The organism is Paenibacillus sp. SAF-068, from assembly GCF_051967555.1.
Lineage (GTDB): Bacteria > Bacillota > Bacilli > Paenibacillales > Paenibacillaceae > Paenibacillus.
Window position 1 is genome coordinate 1,602,264 of sequence record NZ_JBQCJX010000001.1, and the last position, 15,140, is coordinate 1,617,403.

17 protein-coding genes are annotated in these 15,140 nt (G+C 46.3%); 15 read left to right on the top strand and 2 right to left on the bottom strand.

The window, feature by feature from the left end; all coding sequences use genetic code 11:
* Positions 1–158: 158 nt before the first annotated feature.
* From ACTHPG_RS07245 to ACTHPG_RS07285, 9 genes are all read left to right on the top strand, one after another.
* A complete protein-coding gene (locus tag ACTHPG_RS07245; RefSeq protein WP_440388437.1) occupies positions 159–1,475 on the top strand; it encodes an ABC transporter substrate-binding protein in 1,317 nt (438 codons plus the stop codon).
* A gap of 282 nt (positions 1,476–1,757) precedes the next feature.
* On the top strand, positions 1,758–2,639 hold the full coding sequence (locus ACTHPG_RS07250) for a carbohydrate ABC transporter permease (protein ID WP_440388439.1): 882 nt from the start codon (positions 1,758–1,760) through the stop codon (positions 2,637–2,639).
* Between the two features lie 16 nt (positions 2,640–2,655).
* The gene (locus tag ACTHPG_RS07255) at positions 2,656–3,546 is read left to right on the top strand and encodes a carbohydrate ABC transporter permease (protein ID WP_440388440.1); all 891 of its coding nucleotides are present in this window, start codon (positions 2,656–2,658) and stop codon (positions 3,544–3,546) included.
* A 245-nt stretch (positions 3,547–3,791) separates the two neighbouring features.
* Positions 3,792–4,340: a glutathione peroxidase gene (locus ACTHPG_RS07260; protein ID WP_440388441.1), complete on the top strand. Its 549-nt coding sequence runs from the start codon at positions 3,792–3,794 to the stop codon at positions 4,338–4,340.
* A 63-nt stretch (positions 4,341–4,403) separates the two neighbouring features.
* Positions 4,404–5,267 carry an AraC family transcriptional regulator gene (locus tag ACTHPG_RS07265; protein ID WP_440388442.1) on the top strand — a complete coding sequence of 288 codons (864 nt, stop codon included), beginning with the start codon at positions 4,404–4,406 and terminating at the stop codon, positions 5,265–5,267.
* A 136-nt stretch (positions 5,268–5,403) separates the two neighbouring features.
* Positions 5,404–5,655 carry a hypothetical protein gene (locus tag ACTHPG_RS07270; RefSeq protein WP_440388443.1) on the top strand — a complete coding sequence of 84 codons (252 nt, stop codon included), beginning with the start codon at positions 5,404–5,406 and terminating at the stop codon, positions 5,653–5,655.
* Between the two features lie 154 nt (positions 5,656–5,809).
* Positions 5,810–6,409 carry a nitroreductase family protein gene (locus ACTHPG_RS07275; RefSeq protein WP_440388444.1) on the top strand — a complete coding sequence of 200 codons (600 nt, stop codon included), beginning with the start codon at positions 5,810–5,812 and terminating at the stop codon, positions 6,407–6,409.
* A gap of 94 nt (positions 6,410–6,503) precedes the next feature.
* Complete coding sequence (locus ACTHPG_RS07280) at positions 6,504–8,135, top strand: S-layer homology domain-containing protein (protein ID WP_440388446.1); 1,632 nt, start codon at positions 6,504–6,506, stop codon at positions 8,133–8,135.
* A gap of 162 nt (positions 8,136–8,297) precedes the next feature.
* Positions 8,298–9,209 carry an NAD(P)/FAD-dependent oxidoreductase gene (locus ACTHPG_RS07285; protein ID WP_440388447.1) on the top strand — a complete coding sequence of 304 codons (912 nt, stop codon included), beginning with the start codon at positions 8,298–8,300 and terminating at the stop codon, positions 9,207–9,209.
* A gap of 125 nt (positions 9,210–9,334) precedes the next feature.
* Here the strand turns inward: ACTHPG_RS07285 and ACTHPG_RS07290 are convergent, their stop codons facing one another.
* Positions 9,335–9,544, bottom strand: coding sequence for a hypothetical protein (locus ACTHPG_RS07290; RefSeq protein ID WP_440388448.1), 210 nt, complete (start codon positions 9,542–9,544; stop codon positions 9,335–9,337).
* 255 nt (positions 9,545–9,799) lie between these two features.
* Between ACTHPG_RS07290 and ACTHPG_RS07295 the strand changes: the two genes are divergently transcribed.
* The 5 genes from ACTHPG_RS07295 (at position 9,800) to ACTHPG_RS07315 (ending at position 12,939) form a co-directional block, all read left to right on the top strand.
* On the top strand, positions 9,800–10,153 hold the full coding sequence (locus ACTHPG_RS07295) for a DUF3243 domain-containing protein (RefSeq protein WP_440388449.1): 354 nt from the start codon (positions 9,800–9,802) through the stop codon (positions 10,151–10,153).
* 304 nt (positions 10,154–10,457) lie between these two features.
* Complete coding sequence (locus tag ACTHPG_RS07300) at positions 10,458–11,024, top strand: hypothetical protein (RefSeq protein ID WP_440388450.1); 567 nt, start codon at positions 10,458–10,460, stop codon at positions 11,022–11,024.
* Positions 11,025–11,181: 157 nt separating this feature from the next.
* Positions 11,182–12,039: a heme o synthase gene (gene cyoE, locus ACTHPG_RS07305; protein WP_440388451.1), complete on the top strand. Its 858-nt coding sequence runs from the start codon at positions 11,182–11,184 to the stop codon at positions 12,037–12,039.
* A gap of 189 nt (positions 12,040–12,228) precedes the next feature.
* Complete coding sequence (locus tag ACTHPG_RS07310) at positions 12,229–12,711, top strand: tetratricopeptide repeat protein (RefSeq protein ID WP_440388452.1); 483 nt, start codon at positions 12,229–12,231, stop codon at positions 12,709–12,711.
* A gap of 30 nt (positions 12,712–12,741) precedes the next feature.
* Positions 12,742–12,939 carry a hypothetical protein gene (locus ACTHPG_RS07315; protein WP_440388453.1) on the top strand — a complete coding sequence of 66 codons (198 nt, stop codon included), beginning with the start codon at positions 12,742–12,744 and terminating at the stop codon, positions 12,937–12,939.
* A 42-nt stretch (positions 12,940–12,981) separates the two neighbouring features.
* Here ACTHPG_RS07315 and ACTHPG_RS07320 read toward each other — a convergent pair whose 3' ends face one another.
* The gene (locus ACTHPG_RS07320) at positions 12,982–13,857 is read right to left on the bottom strand and encodes a LysR family transcriptional regulator (protein ID WP_440388454.1); all 876 of its coding nucleotides are present in this window, start codon (positions 13,855–13,857) and stop codon (positions 12,982–12,984) included.
* A gap of 165 nt (positions 13,858–14,022) precedes the next feature.
* Between ACTHPG_RS07320 and ACTHPG_RS07325 the strand changes: the two genes are divergently transcribed.
* Entirely contained in the window at positions 14,023–14,970 is a 948-nt protein-coding gene (locus tag ACTHPG_RS07325; RefSeq protein ID WP_440388455.1) for a DMT family transporter, read from the top strand.
* Positions 14,971–15,140: the final 170 nt, after the last annotated feature.

Sequence of the window (15,140 nt, forward strand, 5' to 3'; positions counted from 1 at the left end):
AGTAGAAGGAATATGTGTACCGAGTGCTTAGACAAGGTAGGGTAAATCCGTATTTTTGTTCAATTCGAATCATGGATATGTATCTTATGAACCCAGCAAGGTCCCTGCTACGATGTAACGGAAGGTATCACTTCAATTCAGGGAGGTCATGTGACCAGATGAGAATCAAAAAAGGATTAACCGGGTTAATCGTAGGTGCGCTGATGCTGGGCTTGCTTGCCGGCTGTGTTGGTAAAAATGAGACGAACGGTGGAGATAACGGGGGCGGAGCGGCAGCGGGAAAAGTGAAGCTCACCATGTGGGGCGCGGTGCCGCCCGAGAATGGTCCGCAGGAAGTCGTGGATACCTGGAATGCGGAGCATCCGGATATTCAGGTGGAGTATGTGCGGTTTGTGAATGACGATGATGGCAACCTGAAGCTGGATACGGCACTGTCTACCGGTCAGAACGTTGACCTGTATGTCAACTATACCCTCACCAATCTGGATAAACGCATTAAAGGCGGAACAGCACTGGATCTGGGCGAATTCACCGATTACAACATTGATGAGAAAATGGGTGAAGATGCGGCTTCCTGGAAAGTGGACGGCAAATATTACGGGATGCCGACCAAGAAAAATGCTGCCTTCTTCGCTTTAAATATGAAAGCGCTTGATCAGGCCGGACTGAGTGTACCCACGGCCTGGACTTGGGATGAAGCCCGTGAATATGCGCTCAAGCTGAAGTCCGCTGGGTTCAAATACGGATTGGTGCAGCATACCGCTTCCTATGTGGACCCGCTCGATTCCGTTCTGGTGAAGAATGGCTATGTTAAGGCGGACGGCACTTCCAACCTCGACGATCCGCTCGTTACCAAATGGCTGGAGACATTGAACGGAATGATGAAGGAGGATGCAACCACGCCACCTCTTGGTGAGCAGTTGACTTCCAAAATGCCGGTGGAGAACATGTTCCTTGGCGGCGAGTCTGCCATGATTAATATCGGCGAATGGCTGATTCGTACGTCGAACAATATGACCGAATTTCCTCGCGATTGGAAAATCGCCTTTGCTCCTGTACCGAGATTGGCTGCACAGGAAGCAGATATGGTGAAGAGCGGAGGGCTGGGTGACTTTATTGCGATCAATTCCAAGTCGAAAAATAAAGAAGCCGCATGGGAGTTCCTGAAATGGTACGCCGATGGTGGAATGATGCCGATGGCTGCGGGTGGCCGTCTGCCTTCCTCGAATGCAGTCGATCAACAGACGGCTATTGATCATCTGCTTGGCGATTATGCCGATTCTTATGACAAAGAGTCACTGGAATTCGTGTTGTATGGTGATGAGACACCCACGTTTGTCCGCAGCATTGCACAGGAAGTGGTCGATCTGCGTGCACAGGAGTATGAAAAGTTCTTCCTTGGGAACCAGACTGCCGAAGTTACGGTACAGAACATGGTCAAACGCCATAATGACTGGCTGAAGCAGAATCAATAGAATACAGAAGCAATGAGTCCAAAGACCGTTCCCAATGGAGCGGTTTTTGTCTTTTCAATATAAGCAATACACCAATAGACGAAAAAGAGGATTAGAGATATGACATGATCCAGGGTTATCCGGCCTAAAGGAAATAGAACAATTCCATGTGGTCATCCTCCCGTAAGACACTGCCAAAATACATATATCTGTGGTATCAGGAACGGGGTTATGTTCCTTAAATATTAGAGGACATCTTGTTATGCTTAATTCCAGAACAGATGTTAAGGAGTGGGGGAGCATATGCATAAATCCTGGATGAAACGGCAGAGCAGGCTCGGATATCTGTTTATTGGGCCCAATATGATTGGCGTGCTGTTGTTTTTTATTATACCGGCTGTCTATTCGTTCTATCTCATGTTCACGGATTACAAATTCATGAGCCCGGAGACGAATTTTGTGGGGCTGGACAATATCCGCCGAATGATGAATGATGACCTGTTTGGGGTGGCTCTTCGAAATACATTTGTATTTTTGTTAGCGGTCCCGATATCGATGGGGTTGGCATTTATCGTGGCGGTGGCGCTGAACAAGTCAGTGTACTGGCAAAAAACGTTGCGTGCCCTCTATTTCATGCCCTATATTACCAGCGGCGTTGCCATCGCCTTTGTTTGGATGCTGCTGTTCCAGCCAACATCGGGGCCGATTAACGGTTTCTTGCGCGGAATTGGTATTACGAATCCACCAGGCTGGTTATCGACTACTGAATGGTCCATGTACGCGATTGATATCATCTGGATCTGGTTCATGCTGGGTTACAACATGATAATCTATCTGGCCGCTTTGCAGGAAATCCCGGAGGAACTGGTTGAGGCTGCACGAATTGATGGAGCCCGCCCCTGGCAGACGATACGCCAAGTGATTTGGCCGCTTGTGAGCCCGACTACTTTTTTACTTTTAATTACAGGATTAATTATGACGATCAAAAACTTCGGTATTATTCAGGCAATTACCCAGGGTGGGCCAGGAAACAGTACAACGGTGCTGTCACTTTTTATCTACCAGAATGCCTTCCGATATTACGAGATGGGGTACGCTGCTGCCATTAGCTGGGCGCTCTTTGCCATCATCATGATCTTCACTGTATTGCAGTGGCTCGGTCAGAAACGTTGGGTTCACTACTAGGAGGGGAGGGATCGTTATGGAGAAACAAATTGCCGCGAATGCGAAGCCCACAGCTCCGCATTCACCTAAAGTACGCAGGGAGTCTATGACCCAGATTCGGAAGATCATCCTGACACTACTGATGTCCGGATTTGCTCTGCTGATGATTATGCCGTTCATCTGGATGATAAGCACGTCATTCAAATCGCCTGCGGACGTCTTCACCTATCCCATCCAGTGGATACCCTCCAGCCTGAACTGGGAGCATCATATCAAGGTCTGGAGCGGGGCGGATACCTTTGCGACGTATTATCTGAACTCGTTGAAAATATCGTTAATTAGCACAATCGGAGCTGTATTTCTTTCGGCGTTTGCGGCTTATGGCTTTGCACGGATTCAATTCAAAGGTCGGGAGACATTGTTTCTGATTTATCTATCGATGATGATGGTGCCGCCGCAGGTGCTCTTTGTGCCCAAGTTTCTGATGTTTGAATGGGTAGGCATATATAATACACATTGGGCTTTGATTCTGCCCGGAATGTTCACGATCTTTGGGGTGTTTATGCTGCGGCAATTCTTCCTGTCGGTACCTTCGGAAATTTCGGAAGCAGCGTTCATCGACGGTGCGGGTCACCTGCGTATCTTCTTCAGGCTGATTCTGCCCCTGGCAAAACCTGCACTGGCTACACTGGCGATTATTGATTTCTCCTGGCACTGGAACGATTATGAGAATGCGCTCGTGTTCCTGATCGACAAAGACCTGTACACCGTGCCGCTTGGACTGCAGAACTTTATTCTGGAGAACAATGTAGACTACAACGGCATGATGGCCGCTGCGACGGCAGGTATTATCCCGATGATTATCGTCTTCCTGGTGGGCCAGCATTATATCATTCAGGGCGTGGCCGGAAGTGCCGTAAAGGGCTGAAGCTGTGACACTGTGGTCTCTTAATATAACCCTTTTGCTGAACGAGGAAATTATCGCGGCAGAAGGGTTTTCTGTTGGGATGAGCGTTATCAACCGGAAAGTATCAGCAATGAAATAGATATATATGTAGCTTTGCAATCATAATCTCGGCAATCTTCCGCAATACAATAGTTCAAACTTCGTATATAATATAAAATCATATGATGCTGTATGACTACATAACTATCGCGAGGTGCACTAAACTTATGCCAACCATCTACGACTTTACTGTAACCCGAACCAGTGGAGAGCGATTCCCGCTCTATCAATATGAAGGAAAACCTGTGCTCATCGTCAACACGGCAAGCAAATGTAAATATACACACCAGTTCGATGACATGCAGAAGCTGTACGACCAGTACAAGGAGCAAGGACTTCAGATTATTGGTTTCCCATGCAACCAGTTTGCAGAGCAAGAGCCTGGAAGCAGTTCTGAAGCAGAATCCTTCTGCCAGATTAACTATGGTGTGAAATTTCCGATGTTCTCGAAATTGGATGTGAATGGAGAAGCGGCGCACCCGCTCTACGACTTTTTGAAAAGATCAGGGCCTTTTGCTGGCTTTGATGAAACAGATATACAGGCCAAACTATTGAAATTGATGGTGGCTGATAAAGCACCAGAATGGTTACATGGTGATGCGATCAAATGGAATTTTACCAAATTCCTGATTGATGCAGAGGGTCGTGTGGTCAGACGTTTCGAACCGATCGACTCCATGGATGAGATTCAAAAGAGTATTAAGCAGCTTCTATAAGTTCACTTTCATATATCCTACAGGGACATGACACGAATCGTTCCTCTTCCGAATAGGAGGTGCATGAATGTGCCGAGCATGATGCAATTTAGCGCTTCACTGGAGTATAGTTATCGTTCCACCAGTACATTTGATCCGGGCAAGTCAGATGGATTCCATTCACATCCACATTATGAGATTTATTATTTTCATGAGGGAGAATGTACGTATATCATAGGAGACCGGGTATACAACCTGGAGCCGGGTGATCTGGTGTTAATGCATGGTTTGACTCTTCATCGACCGCATCCGAAGCCCGGCAGTGCTTATGAGCGAAGTACACTGCATTTTGATCCGTCTGCCATTCGCAGCAGTTTGCATCCGGACCGTATGGTTGAGGTATTGAGGCCATTTGAAGAACTCAGAAATTGCCGGGTCAATCTGACTGGAGATAGCCGCTCCGAGTTTGAAGCTCTATTGCAAGATCTTCATCTTCTGTCTCAAAGTCAGAGCAGTTTCAGGCAGGAGCGCATGAATGTCAGACTATGTGATCTATTGTATTTTGTAGCAGAGATCTGCCAGGGTGATGTTGAAGAACAACTTCCTTCATCGGAGAAGGAGCGGCATGTGCAGCATATTATTCGATATGTGGATACCCATTATATGAAGGATATTGGTCTGGATGATATGGCACTGGAATTACATCTATCCAAGCCATATCTGGCAGGCATGTTTAAGGAAATGACAGGTTTGACGATATTCAAATACCTGTATGACCGTCGCATCAATCAGGCGAAGCTGTTGTTTCAGTTCCAACCGGAGATCACTGTGACAGAAGCAAGCCGCTTGTCCGGCTTCAAACGCCTTTCGCATTTTAGCCGGATGTTCAAACAAAGTGTGGGATGTTCGCCTGATCTGTACCGTACCCAATTGCATCGTCAATCGTAGAAGTCTTCTTAGAGCTGACCAGCTTGTCTGGTTGGCTTTTTTTGTTGATTTTCGTTCAAGAAATGTATTGCACTGTGTTTAGAGGGCGTTTAGAACAGGTAAAGAAAGGTAATGAACCCAGAGGAGGCGATTATGAATGAAACAACGCACACCGGATCAGAATAACAGCGATCCCCGTCAGGATCAATCCCCTGACAATCCCGAACAATATAAGACAGAGCACGAAAGTCTGCTTGACCGATATGAAGAAGAACAGACTGTAGATCCAATTCCGATGGAAGATCTGAATATGGAGGCTCAGGAAGAGAAGAATAAGGATCAGACGAAAAGCAACTCGTCTACCGAAGAGAAGTATCGGGCGGATTATCGCAAAAAGGCGAGCGAGTGAAAGTTAGCTCCAATGGCTGATTTTAAGCTTACATCTGTCACTTTTTGTCGAAAATATATTTAGTGAAAATAAATTAGTTTGTTGACTATTGTATGTTACTATATTATAGTTACTGTGTTGGCAATTGAATAAAAAATTTGGGAGGCGAATAAGAATGACTACTTTTTTTGATGCGTTGAAAAACAGAAGATCTTATTATGGAATCAGCAAGGAATCTACAATTTCGGATGCTAAAATCCAGGAAATCGTAGAAGAAGCGGTGAAATACACACCAACTTCCTTCAACTCACAGACATCCCGTGCTGTTGTATTGCTCGGTGAACAACATGATAAATTGTGGAATCACACAGAAGAAATTTTGCGTGAAGTGGTGGGAAATGAAGAAGCCTTCAAATCCACAGCAGAGAAAATGACTGGATTCCGCAGCGGATATGGTACGGTCCTCTTCTTTGAAGATAATAATGCGATCGCACAGCTTCAACAGAATTTTGCGGCTTATGCAGATAACTTCCCGATCTGGGCTAACCAATCCAACGGTATGTTGCAACTGGTGATCTGGACTGCTCTGGAACAAGAAGGTCTGGGTGCATCTTTGCAGCACTACAACCCGTTGATTGACGAGAAAGTGAAGCAAGAGTGGAACATTCCTGAGAACTGGAGACTGATCGCTCAGATGCCATTTGGTAAACCAACGGCAGCACCGGGTGAGAAAGAATTCCAACCGATTGAAGAGCGCGTAAAAGTAAACAAGTAAGCTTCGCATTTCCCAACATTTAACCACATACGGCCTCGCTTCAATTTGATACGATGATAGTTGATCGTAATCCAATGAAGCGAGGCTTTTTGATGTGAATAATAGATTAAAAGACATAATAAACCAACGTGTGTGGAAGATAGCTTTATGCGGGTTATTAACACTTGGGTCGGTGGCTGGGTACAGTTCTGGCGTTCAGGCTGCCGCCGTGCAGCAACAGTTTCAGGATACGCGTACGAGTTATGCGAAGGATGCCATTACACATCTGGTAGACAAAGGCATTGCTGCCGGCACGTCAGAGACTACGTTTGAACCAAAGAAATCCGTTACTCGTGCAGAGTTTGCGTCGTTTGCGGTGAGATTGCTAGGTTTGAAGCCTGTTAAAAATAACATTAATCCCTACCAGGATATAAGCATGAATGCTTGGTATTACGGCAATGTTGCGGCCATGACTAATCTTTTCATTCTGGAGGGAAAGGGTCAGGGGACGTTCCAGCCAAATGCTTCCATTACACGAGAAGAAGCGGCGGCACTTCTTGTTCGGATGTTAAAACAACAACCCGTAGAGACGTCACTCTTATCTTCAACGTACTTCGACGCAGCGGATGTCTCGGACTGGGCACGCCCTTATGTGCAGACGGTATATCAACTTGGATTGATGCGGGGAAGTGGCGGCATGTTCCGACCGCATGATCAGGTAACGCGCGAAGAAGCTGCCGTCATGCTTGACGCCATTTTACAAAAGAAAACATGGTCTGAACAGTTACAACGTGGAGATGAACTCGGTGTTCAGTTGGGCTGGCAATATAACTCCACTACCGCTGAATTCAAGAAGCAGGTGGAACAGTCTGAAGTGAATACACTTGTCCCGCGCTGGTTTTTCCTGAACAGCAGTATGAAAGTAACAAATCACGCGGACCCGGCATTGATCTCCTGGGCATCCGCCACAGACAGGCAGTTATGGCCATTGCTTGGGAATCGTTCTGATTCGGCACTTACGCATCAGATGTTATCCAGCTCAGCCAATCGAGCTGCAGTGATCTCACAGGTAGCCGCGTATGTCAAAACCTATAAACTGGACGGCATTAATGTGGACTTCGAGAATGTCGATCCTGCGGATCGTGAAGGGTTGACGGCATTTGTCACCTCCCTGACGGCTACGTTGCACGCACTGGGTGCAGTGGTGTCTGTGGATGTATCACCAGACCTGGGTACAGATTGGACGGATGCATTTGATTATGCCAAACTGGGCGCTGTATCGGATTATATGGTGCTAATGGGATACGAGGAACACTGGAACGGTGATCCGATAGCAGGATCCGTGGCGTCTCTTCCATGGGTGGAAAAGGCACTGGATACTATGCTCTCCGAGGTGGTACGTGCCAAAACGATTTTGGCCCTTCCGTTGTATACACGAGACTGGTCTTCAGTGAATCCGGCAACCAGTTCTTGGGATATTACACTGTCAGACCAGGGAACGCGTGCGCATGCCACGGGCTCTGTAAGACGATGGGATGCAAGTCTGGTTCAATATATTATCGGGTACAACAGTAACGGTATGCCAAGATATATATGGGCCGAGGATAGCCGTTCTTTATCAGCGAAAGTGCTGATGAGTGAGCAACGGCAGATTGCCGGTCTCGCTTACTGGTATATGGGCGGCGAAACAGCCGATGTATGGAACGCCATTTCGAATGCTTCGCGATTTGAATCATATAACTTCTAACCATTATGAATTGGATAGACCCAAACGAACCGTGATACAGGCGGATGGTTTGGGTCTGTTTGTTTTGGTATAAGATAAGCAATATGAGGAATCGTTTAGGCTTGGCTGAACGGTTTAATGTATAGAAGGACAAAATATATAAAGTTCAGGAGGAGAAGGAGCATGCGAGAGGTTGATTGCATTATCGTAGGCGGAGGGCTCGCAGGGCTTCAGGCAGCCATTCAGCTTGGACGTTATTCAGCTCATCAGGTGTTGGTAATCGACGCAGGTGAAGGCAGATCGACGTTGTGCCGGAATTATCATAATATTCTTGGTTTCCCCGATGGGATATCCGGTGAAGAGCTCAGAGCCCGAGGCAGGATGCAGGCAGAGCGGACAGGTATATCTTTTGAGAAAGACCGTATTGTGCAAGCAGGCCGTCATGGAGAGAAGATTCAATTGTTCGGTACTTCCGGCGTTGAATATCGGAGTAAAACTGTGTTATTGGCAACAGGGCTATCGGATCGAGTGCCGGATATTCCGGGATTAACCCCAACGCTGGGCCGAACAGTCTATGTCTGCCCTGATTGCGATGGTTATGAGATTCAGGATCAACGTACGGTATTATTGGGATCTGGCGAAGCAGGTGCCAATATGGCGATGATTTTAATTCAACGCACGAATGATCTCTTATATATCAATCATGAGCAGGCCCCCATATCTGCAGAGCTCCACCGCAGCATGAAAGAAGCGGGAGTGCGTTATCTGGAAGCGGCGGTTCAGGAAGTGCAACAGATTGAGGATGGCCATATCACCGGTGTTTTGACCGAAGATGGACAGATTTTTGAGTCGGAGCGTGGATTTATCGCATTTGGAGGCAATCGGGTGCACTATGAATTGGCAGAGCAGCTTGGAGCTGTGATCGCAGATAATAAACATGTAGAGGCTGATCCGCGCAGCTTGCAGGCAGCGACGAATGTGTGGATAGCCGGGGATCTGGGACTGCACGCAGAACAAGCAACCGTTGCAATGGGCGAGGGTTCCATTGCCGCGATCTGGATTCATAAGGCGTTACAGCAGATGACAAAGGATTAACAGTGGAGTTCATCATCCGAACAGTTTGAATAAGTAGAATATCATTTTTCCATGACCCCCAAAGACCTCCCAAGCCATGAATAGGCGGGAGGTCTTTGGGGTTAACTTCGTTAGAAAAAGGACGATCATTTATCCGATGAATTCTTAGGCTTGGTAGAAGACTTCTCGTCTTTCGAGTCATGGGAGAAGTCTTTGCGAATGTTGTCCACGATATCACCAACCACGCCTTCGATCATGTCGGTTGGTCCGGGATTATTTTTGTCTGGATGGATCACGGTATTCACGCCTGGTTCAAGTTCATCGTTTGTTTTCTCATGTTTCGCTTTATCACGCATGGAAATCCCTCCTGGTTCGATATTATATAAGTTGTAAGGTGTTCTTTAACATATCCAAACGCCCTTACGTATATGTAAACGATTAACCGCTGTCGTTCTTTTGAAACGCGTACTTGCGCATATCCATAGAAGATCTATACAGAATGGAATGTACTGATTAAACTTCTGCAATACGTTTATATTATAGATAACCGCTTGATTATGAAGTCTAAAGCTTTAAGACAATAAACAACTATTAAACTGGAGGTTATTCAAATGAATGAACAAAATCATGTAATCCATAAAGATGGCCAGGTTTCAACTGACAAGGTAGATCATGCAATCGAGAAGATTGCACCGGAAGAGAGAGAGCAAATTTTACAGAACTTTGATGCATTCAAAGAATACCTGGGTAAGCGAATTGCCATGGGAGAATCAATTGGACTAAGCGAGGAACAGATGGCCAAAATTGCCGAGAAAGTAGCGGATCATCTGGCTGCTAACGAAGAGCCCCGTAACCGTGAAGAGAAGTTGCTTCAGGAACTCTGGAATGTCGGCAAGGAAGATGAACGCCACATGTTGGCCCATATGCTCGTTCGTTTGGCACAAAGCTCCACACCCAATCATTAAGATTAACATTGATGCATAAGCATAAGGAATACTAGAGCAGGTCTTCAAACCTGCCAAAAGACGGAGCTTAACAAGAACCCCTGAATGACGAGGTCTTCAGGGGTTCTTAATGTTTACGGAGATTACAGACAGGAGTAATGACGTTCATTGTAACTATTTTTAATCTGGCTGATACTTTTAAATTCCACCTAACAAGTATGATAGGAGAAGAAAGAACGTTGAATGAATAGTCCACTTGAGCGTTTGATAAGGAAGACTTCCGGTTAAGGAATAATAACGTTCATATTAAGGAGAGATGTTACCCATGAAGAACGCGGCAAAACAATGGAAACTACGAATGATCGGTGCAGCTGTTGCTTTACTTGGCATGATTGTGCTGACTACATATTTGCTTACCCCTGCAAATGCGCAAGAAAGTGCAGATGCCCAACAGCCTTCTGCCAAAGACGGCCAGGTTGCGAACTCCGAGATGTTTACAGCCTATGTTGAAGGTATGCACATGGAAGACGGCAAATTGTTTATGACAGTGGACAAGATTGGCTGGTATCAGGGTGAAGAAGCCGATGCCGTTTTTGCACAGCGCAATCCGGAAGCGGGTATAGACGGTGCGCCAGATGGATACTATATTGTCAATGACAGCAAAGAGCAGGAACAGGTTGAGGTTAGTGCCAACGCTGAAGTATTGATGCAGTTGTATGATCGGGATGGTACGATGCAGGGCGCTGACATTCAGTGGAATGAACCAGTGACATTATCCAAGTTCGAATCGTTGTATGAGAATACCCGTATTCTTGATCTGTCCGTATTCCCGTATCATCTGACGGTGCAGGATGGAAAAGTTACCAAAATTGTGCAACAATACATCCCATAAAAATAAGATGAATTCATCATACAAGCATTCCTCCGGTTCATTGGAACGGTGAGGGATGCTTTTTGGTTATGACAAATTCATGAAAGCGATTGTAATTAATGGTAGGTACATGTATCATTATTGGAATGGCGTTTTTACATAGTTCAGGAGGAGCCTCATGCTTAAAGACATGATTGCATTAACTAAACCCGGACTTCTAAGGCTGAATGTGTTTGCGGTAGCAGTAGGATTCTGGGTAGCTTCAAAATGGGATATCAACTGGTTATCTCTGCTTATGGTCGTGATTGGATCAACTTTGGTTATTGCTTCTGCTTGTGTGATCAACAATTATTGGGATCGTGAATTGGACCAAAAGATGGAGCGCACCAAAAAAAGGATGGATTACATTAACCATCTGAAGCCAGGGTTCGTACTTGGCTATGGCGTTATTCTGGGCGTTGTTGGACTAGCAGTACTGTATCTCCTGGTGAATCCGTTATCAGGCTGGATGGCACTGCTGGGGTGGTTCGCTTACATTGTGATTTACACGATGTGGTTGAAACGCAGTTCAACGTGGAGCACGTCGCTCGGTGGAATTGCGGGAGCGATGCCGCCTGTCATCGGGTATACATCTGTAACCAATGAAATTGATGCGGGAGCCTGGTTACTGTTCGCGCTATTGTTCCTCTGGCAACCACCACATTTCTGGTCATTGGGGATTCGCAGGGTAGAGGAGTATCGTGCTGCCGGTTTCCCTTTGTTACCGGTGGTTAAAGGGGTGAAACGCACCAAGTTTCAGATGATCCCTTATGTTTTTCTGCTGCTTCCTGCTGTATTCCTGTTGTATTACTTCGACTACGTGGGTCTGGTATTTCTGATTGTATCACTGGTGGGTGGACTGATCTGGTTTGTGCATACACTTAGCGGACTGAAGACACAGGATGATGAGAAATGGGCAAAAGTGAACTTTTTGATCTCGGTGAACTATCTCATGCTTGTATTTATTGTGATGGTCGCGAACACGACTTGGTCATAATCAGCATAATTAAAGTTCAGCTTGGGAGAGGTTGCTTTAACAACCTTCACCGCATGTAAAAGCACACGTTGGAATAGCGTTTGGACAGCCTCTGGTTGTTAAACCATATTCTGCAGTGTGCTTTTTTGGTATAATAAAACAATTGAATCATATATGTGGGAAATATAATGCAAGATGGGAAGTGACATCATGAGTAATTTGGAACAGGCCGTACGATGGAGACAAGAAGGCAAGGTGCAGGAAGCGATTGAGCTACTGCAAGAGATTACAGTTCAGGAACCCGAGAATGCGAATGTCTGGTATCAGCTGGCGTGGGCACATGATTCGCTTGGATTGGAGCGGGAGGCTGTCCCGCATTATGAGAAGGCACTGAGTCTTGGACTACCTGATGAGGACAGAGCAGGAGCAATACTCGGACTAGGCAGTACATACAGAACGCTTGGACAGTACGAGCAGGCAAAGGTTTGGTTTGAAAAAGGAATGGAAGAATTCCCGACGTACCGGGAATTTGAAGTTTTCTATGCCATGGTGCTCTATAATCTGGGGGAACATGCAGAAGCGATGCAAAGACTGCTCGTGCAACTTGCGGATACATCCAGTGATAAGAGAATCAATGACTATAACAGAGCCATCCGTTACTACGCAGATCAGCTGGATCGGGTGTGGAAATAGATCGAATACGCAGAAAAGGGAGATGGATGTATGAACTCCAATCAAGATCTGAAGCAAGTAAATGAAAGATTGGATCAAATTGAGCGAAAGCTGGATAACCTGGGAGGCAGCCAGCAGAATAAACGCTCACCTGGCGTGCGCTTCCTTATTGGTTTTGGCATCACGATTGCGGTTATATTTGTACTGCTGCTGACCCTCGGGGTCATACAATTTGTGAGTAGCGGATAGGTGATATCGATCATAACGATACAGGTAGTGAATTCTTCAAAATTACATAGCCAAGCTAAGCCACTGCTGCACTTCTTCAATGAAACGCCGCGTAGCTGGCGATAGATTGCCCAAAGACGGGCAGGCCATGCCGATCGTGCGATACGGATCTCCAGTGAGTGGCACGAGCGCGAGTGCATCAGCATGATTTTGAAGTACCATTTCCGGTAGTAAGCTGATGCCGAGACCATTACGGACCATCGCCATAATGGCTTGATCTTCTGCGACTTCATAGACGACATTGAGCTTGGCTGCATGCTGACGGATTAGTCGTTCAATCTCATTATCCCCGCCCCACTTGGGCAGAATAAAGGGTTGCTCCAGTAGAATATCAAATGAAACAGATTCCTCTGAAGCGAGAGGATGATCCAGAGGCAGGATGCACATCATCCTGTCTTTTTGTAATGGGATCGTCTCAAAAGGGGAGGAATCGCCCAGGGATAGAAATCCAAGGTCGATGGCACCTCCAGCCAGCCAGCCCTCAATCTCAGCATAATCGCCCTCCCACAGCTTGATCTCAATTCCGGGATGACGCAGGCGAAATTGTTTCAGGATGCCTGGCAACCATTGCGCAGAGACACTTGCGAAGGTGCCGATTCGCACAGTGCCAATCTCCGCACCGCGAATGAGGGAGATTTCCTGGTTCATCAGTTCCGTCCAGCGCAGGATCTCACGTGTATATCCCAGAATGCGCTCGCCTTCAGCAGTGACCCTCACACCGGAGCGGCCGCGATGGAGCAGTGAAAAACCACATTCGGTCTCGAGACTTGCGATGGCATGGCTGACTGCGGATTGGGTGACATTCAGCGCTTCTGCTGCTTTGGTGAGACTGCCATATTCCACGACGGTATTCAATATTTCATATTTGATGAGTGACATGAATGGTTCCGTTCCTTCCCATTTTGGATACATGAGTTTATTTCATATAATCTATTATAAATATTCATTTTTATAATGCAAAGAGATCGTTTATACTTGCCAAGGCGAGTTAGTTTGACGCACGATCACACAGCTCAGAATACATAGAATGAAGGTTGAAGCAAGATGAATGGTGTACAGGTTAATCAAGGTCAGGCAACAAGAAGAGCGGATATACAGATGCTGCTCGCAACGGTCATCTGGGGATCATCCTATCTGTTTATGAAATCGGGCCTGGAGTCCATGCAAGAATTGAATCTGGTCGCATTTCGTTTTGGAATTGCCTTTATTGCAGCAGGACTTCTTTTCCATCGGCGGTTGTTGAACATGGATCGCAGAACACTTGTGGCAGGAGCCATTATGGGGACAGCTTTATTTGCTGCATTTGTATTCATCACCTATGGTGTACAACGAACAACGACATCTCAAGCTGGATTCCTGATCAGTTTGGCGGTTATTTTTGTACCTATCCTGACGACGATCCAGCATCGTCGTATGCCTGATAAACGATTGACACTAAGTATATTGGTTGCCGTTACCGGGCTTGGCTTGCTGACGCTTCAACATGAGTTGAGTCTGCACACGGGAGATATTCTATGCATACTTGCAGCACTGGTATATGCCATCTATATTATGATTGCTGGCAAGTTTACGCCGAAGCATGATCCACTAACATTGGGGACAGTTCAATTGGGTGTTGCAGCGATGTGGGGAATTGCAGCTACATTCATGTTGGAGACGCCACGTATGCCCGATACGGCTGAATCCTGGGCAGCCATTCTCGGCTTGGGTGTATTGTGTAGCGGCTTGGGATATATATTGCAGACACTCGCACAGCGTCATGCTTCTCCCACAAGAACGAGTCTGATCTTCTCACTCGAACCCCTGTTTGCAGCGGCCTTTGCATTTACTTTTCAAGGGGAATCACTAACGTTGCAAGGATATGCAGGAGCAGCGCTGATGTTGATTGGTGTTCTGATTACAGAGATCAAGCTTCCACAGTCTGTCTTCTGGCGCAGAAAACGCCCGGTTTTACAGTCGGAACTCAGTGATCAGGGAGCACCAGGCGTATAATTAAGGACAGTGGCCCTTTCGTCATCTTCCAAGGAAGGTGGGGAAAGGGCCTTTTTTTGGTCATGTCGTGCATGTGGTGTAACAGATAATCAACAACCTAACAAAAATCAGAATAACATAACTTGTTTTGTTGATTTTTGTTTTTTATGCTACACTGAATGAAAAATCAG

Coding starts and splice junctions, on each gene's coding strand:
- ACTHPG_RS07245 (WP_440388437.1), top strand. CDS start 159: ATGAGAATCAAAAAAGGATTAACCGGGTTAATCGTAGGTGCGCTGATG.
- ACTHPG_RS07250 (WP_440388439.1), top strand. CDS start 1,758: ATGCATAAATCCTGGATGAAACGGCAGAGCAGGCTCGGATATCTGTTT.
- ACTHPG_RS07255 (WP_440388440.1), top strand. CDS start 2,656: ATGGAGAAACAAATTGCCGCGAATGCGAAGCCCACAGCTCCGCATTCA.
- ACTHPG_RS07260 (WP_440388441.1), top strand. CDS start 3,792: ATGCCAACCATCTACGACTTTACTGTAACCCGAACCAGTGGAGAGCGA.
- ACTHPG_RS07265 (WP_440388442.1), top strand. CDS start 4,404: ATGAATGTGCCGAGCATGATGCAATTTAGCGCTTCACTGGAGTATAGT.
- ACTHPG_RS07270 (WP_440388443.1), top strand. CDS start 5,404: ATGAAACAACGCACACCGGATCAGAATAACAGCGATCCCCGTCAGGAT.
- ACTHPG_RS07275 (WP_440388444.1), top strand. CDS start 5,810: ATGACTACTTTTTTTGATGCGTTGAAAAACAGAAGATCTTATTATGGA.
- ACTHPG_RS07285 (WP_440388447.1), top strand. CDS start 8,298: ATGCGAGAGGTTGATTGCATTATCGTAGGCGGAGGGCTCGCAGGGCTT.
- ACTHPG_RS07290 (WP_440388448.1), bottom strand. CDS start 9,544: ATGCGTGATAAAGCGAAACATGAGAAAACAAACGATGAACTTGAACCA.
- ACTHPG_RS07295 (WP_440388449.1), top strand. CDS start 9,800: ATGAATGAACAAAATCATGTAATCCATAAAGATGGCCAGGTTTCAACT.
- ACTHPG_RS07300 (WP_440388450.1), top strand. CDS start 10,458: ATGAAGAACGCGGCAAAACAATGGAAACTACGAATGATCGGTGCAGCT.
- cyoE (WP_440388451.1), top strand. CDS start 11,182: ATGCTTAAAGACATGATTGCATTAACTAAACCCGGACTTCTAAGGCTG.
- ACTHPG_RS07310 (WP_440388452.1), top strand. CDS start 12,229: ATGAGTAATTTGGAACAGGCCGTACGATGGAGACAAGAAGGCAAGGTG.
- ACTHPG_RS07315 (WP_440388453.1), top strand. CDS start 12,742: ATGAACTCCAATCAAGATCTGAAGCAAGTAAATGAAAGATTGGATCAA.
- ACTHPG_RS07320 (WP_440388454.1), bottom strand. CDS start 13,857: ATGTCACTCATCAAATATGAAATATTGAATACCGTCGTGGAATATGGC.
- ACTHPG_RS07325 (WP_440388455.1), top strand. CDS start 14,023: ATGAATGGTGTACAGGTTAATCAAGGTCAGGCAACAAGAAGAGCGGAT.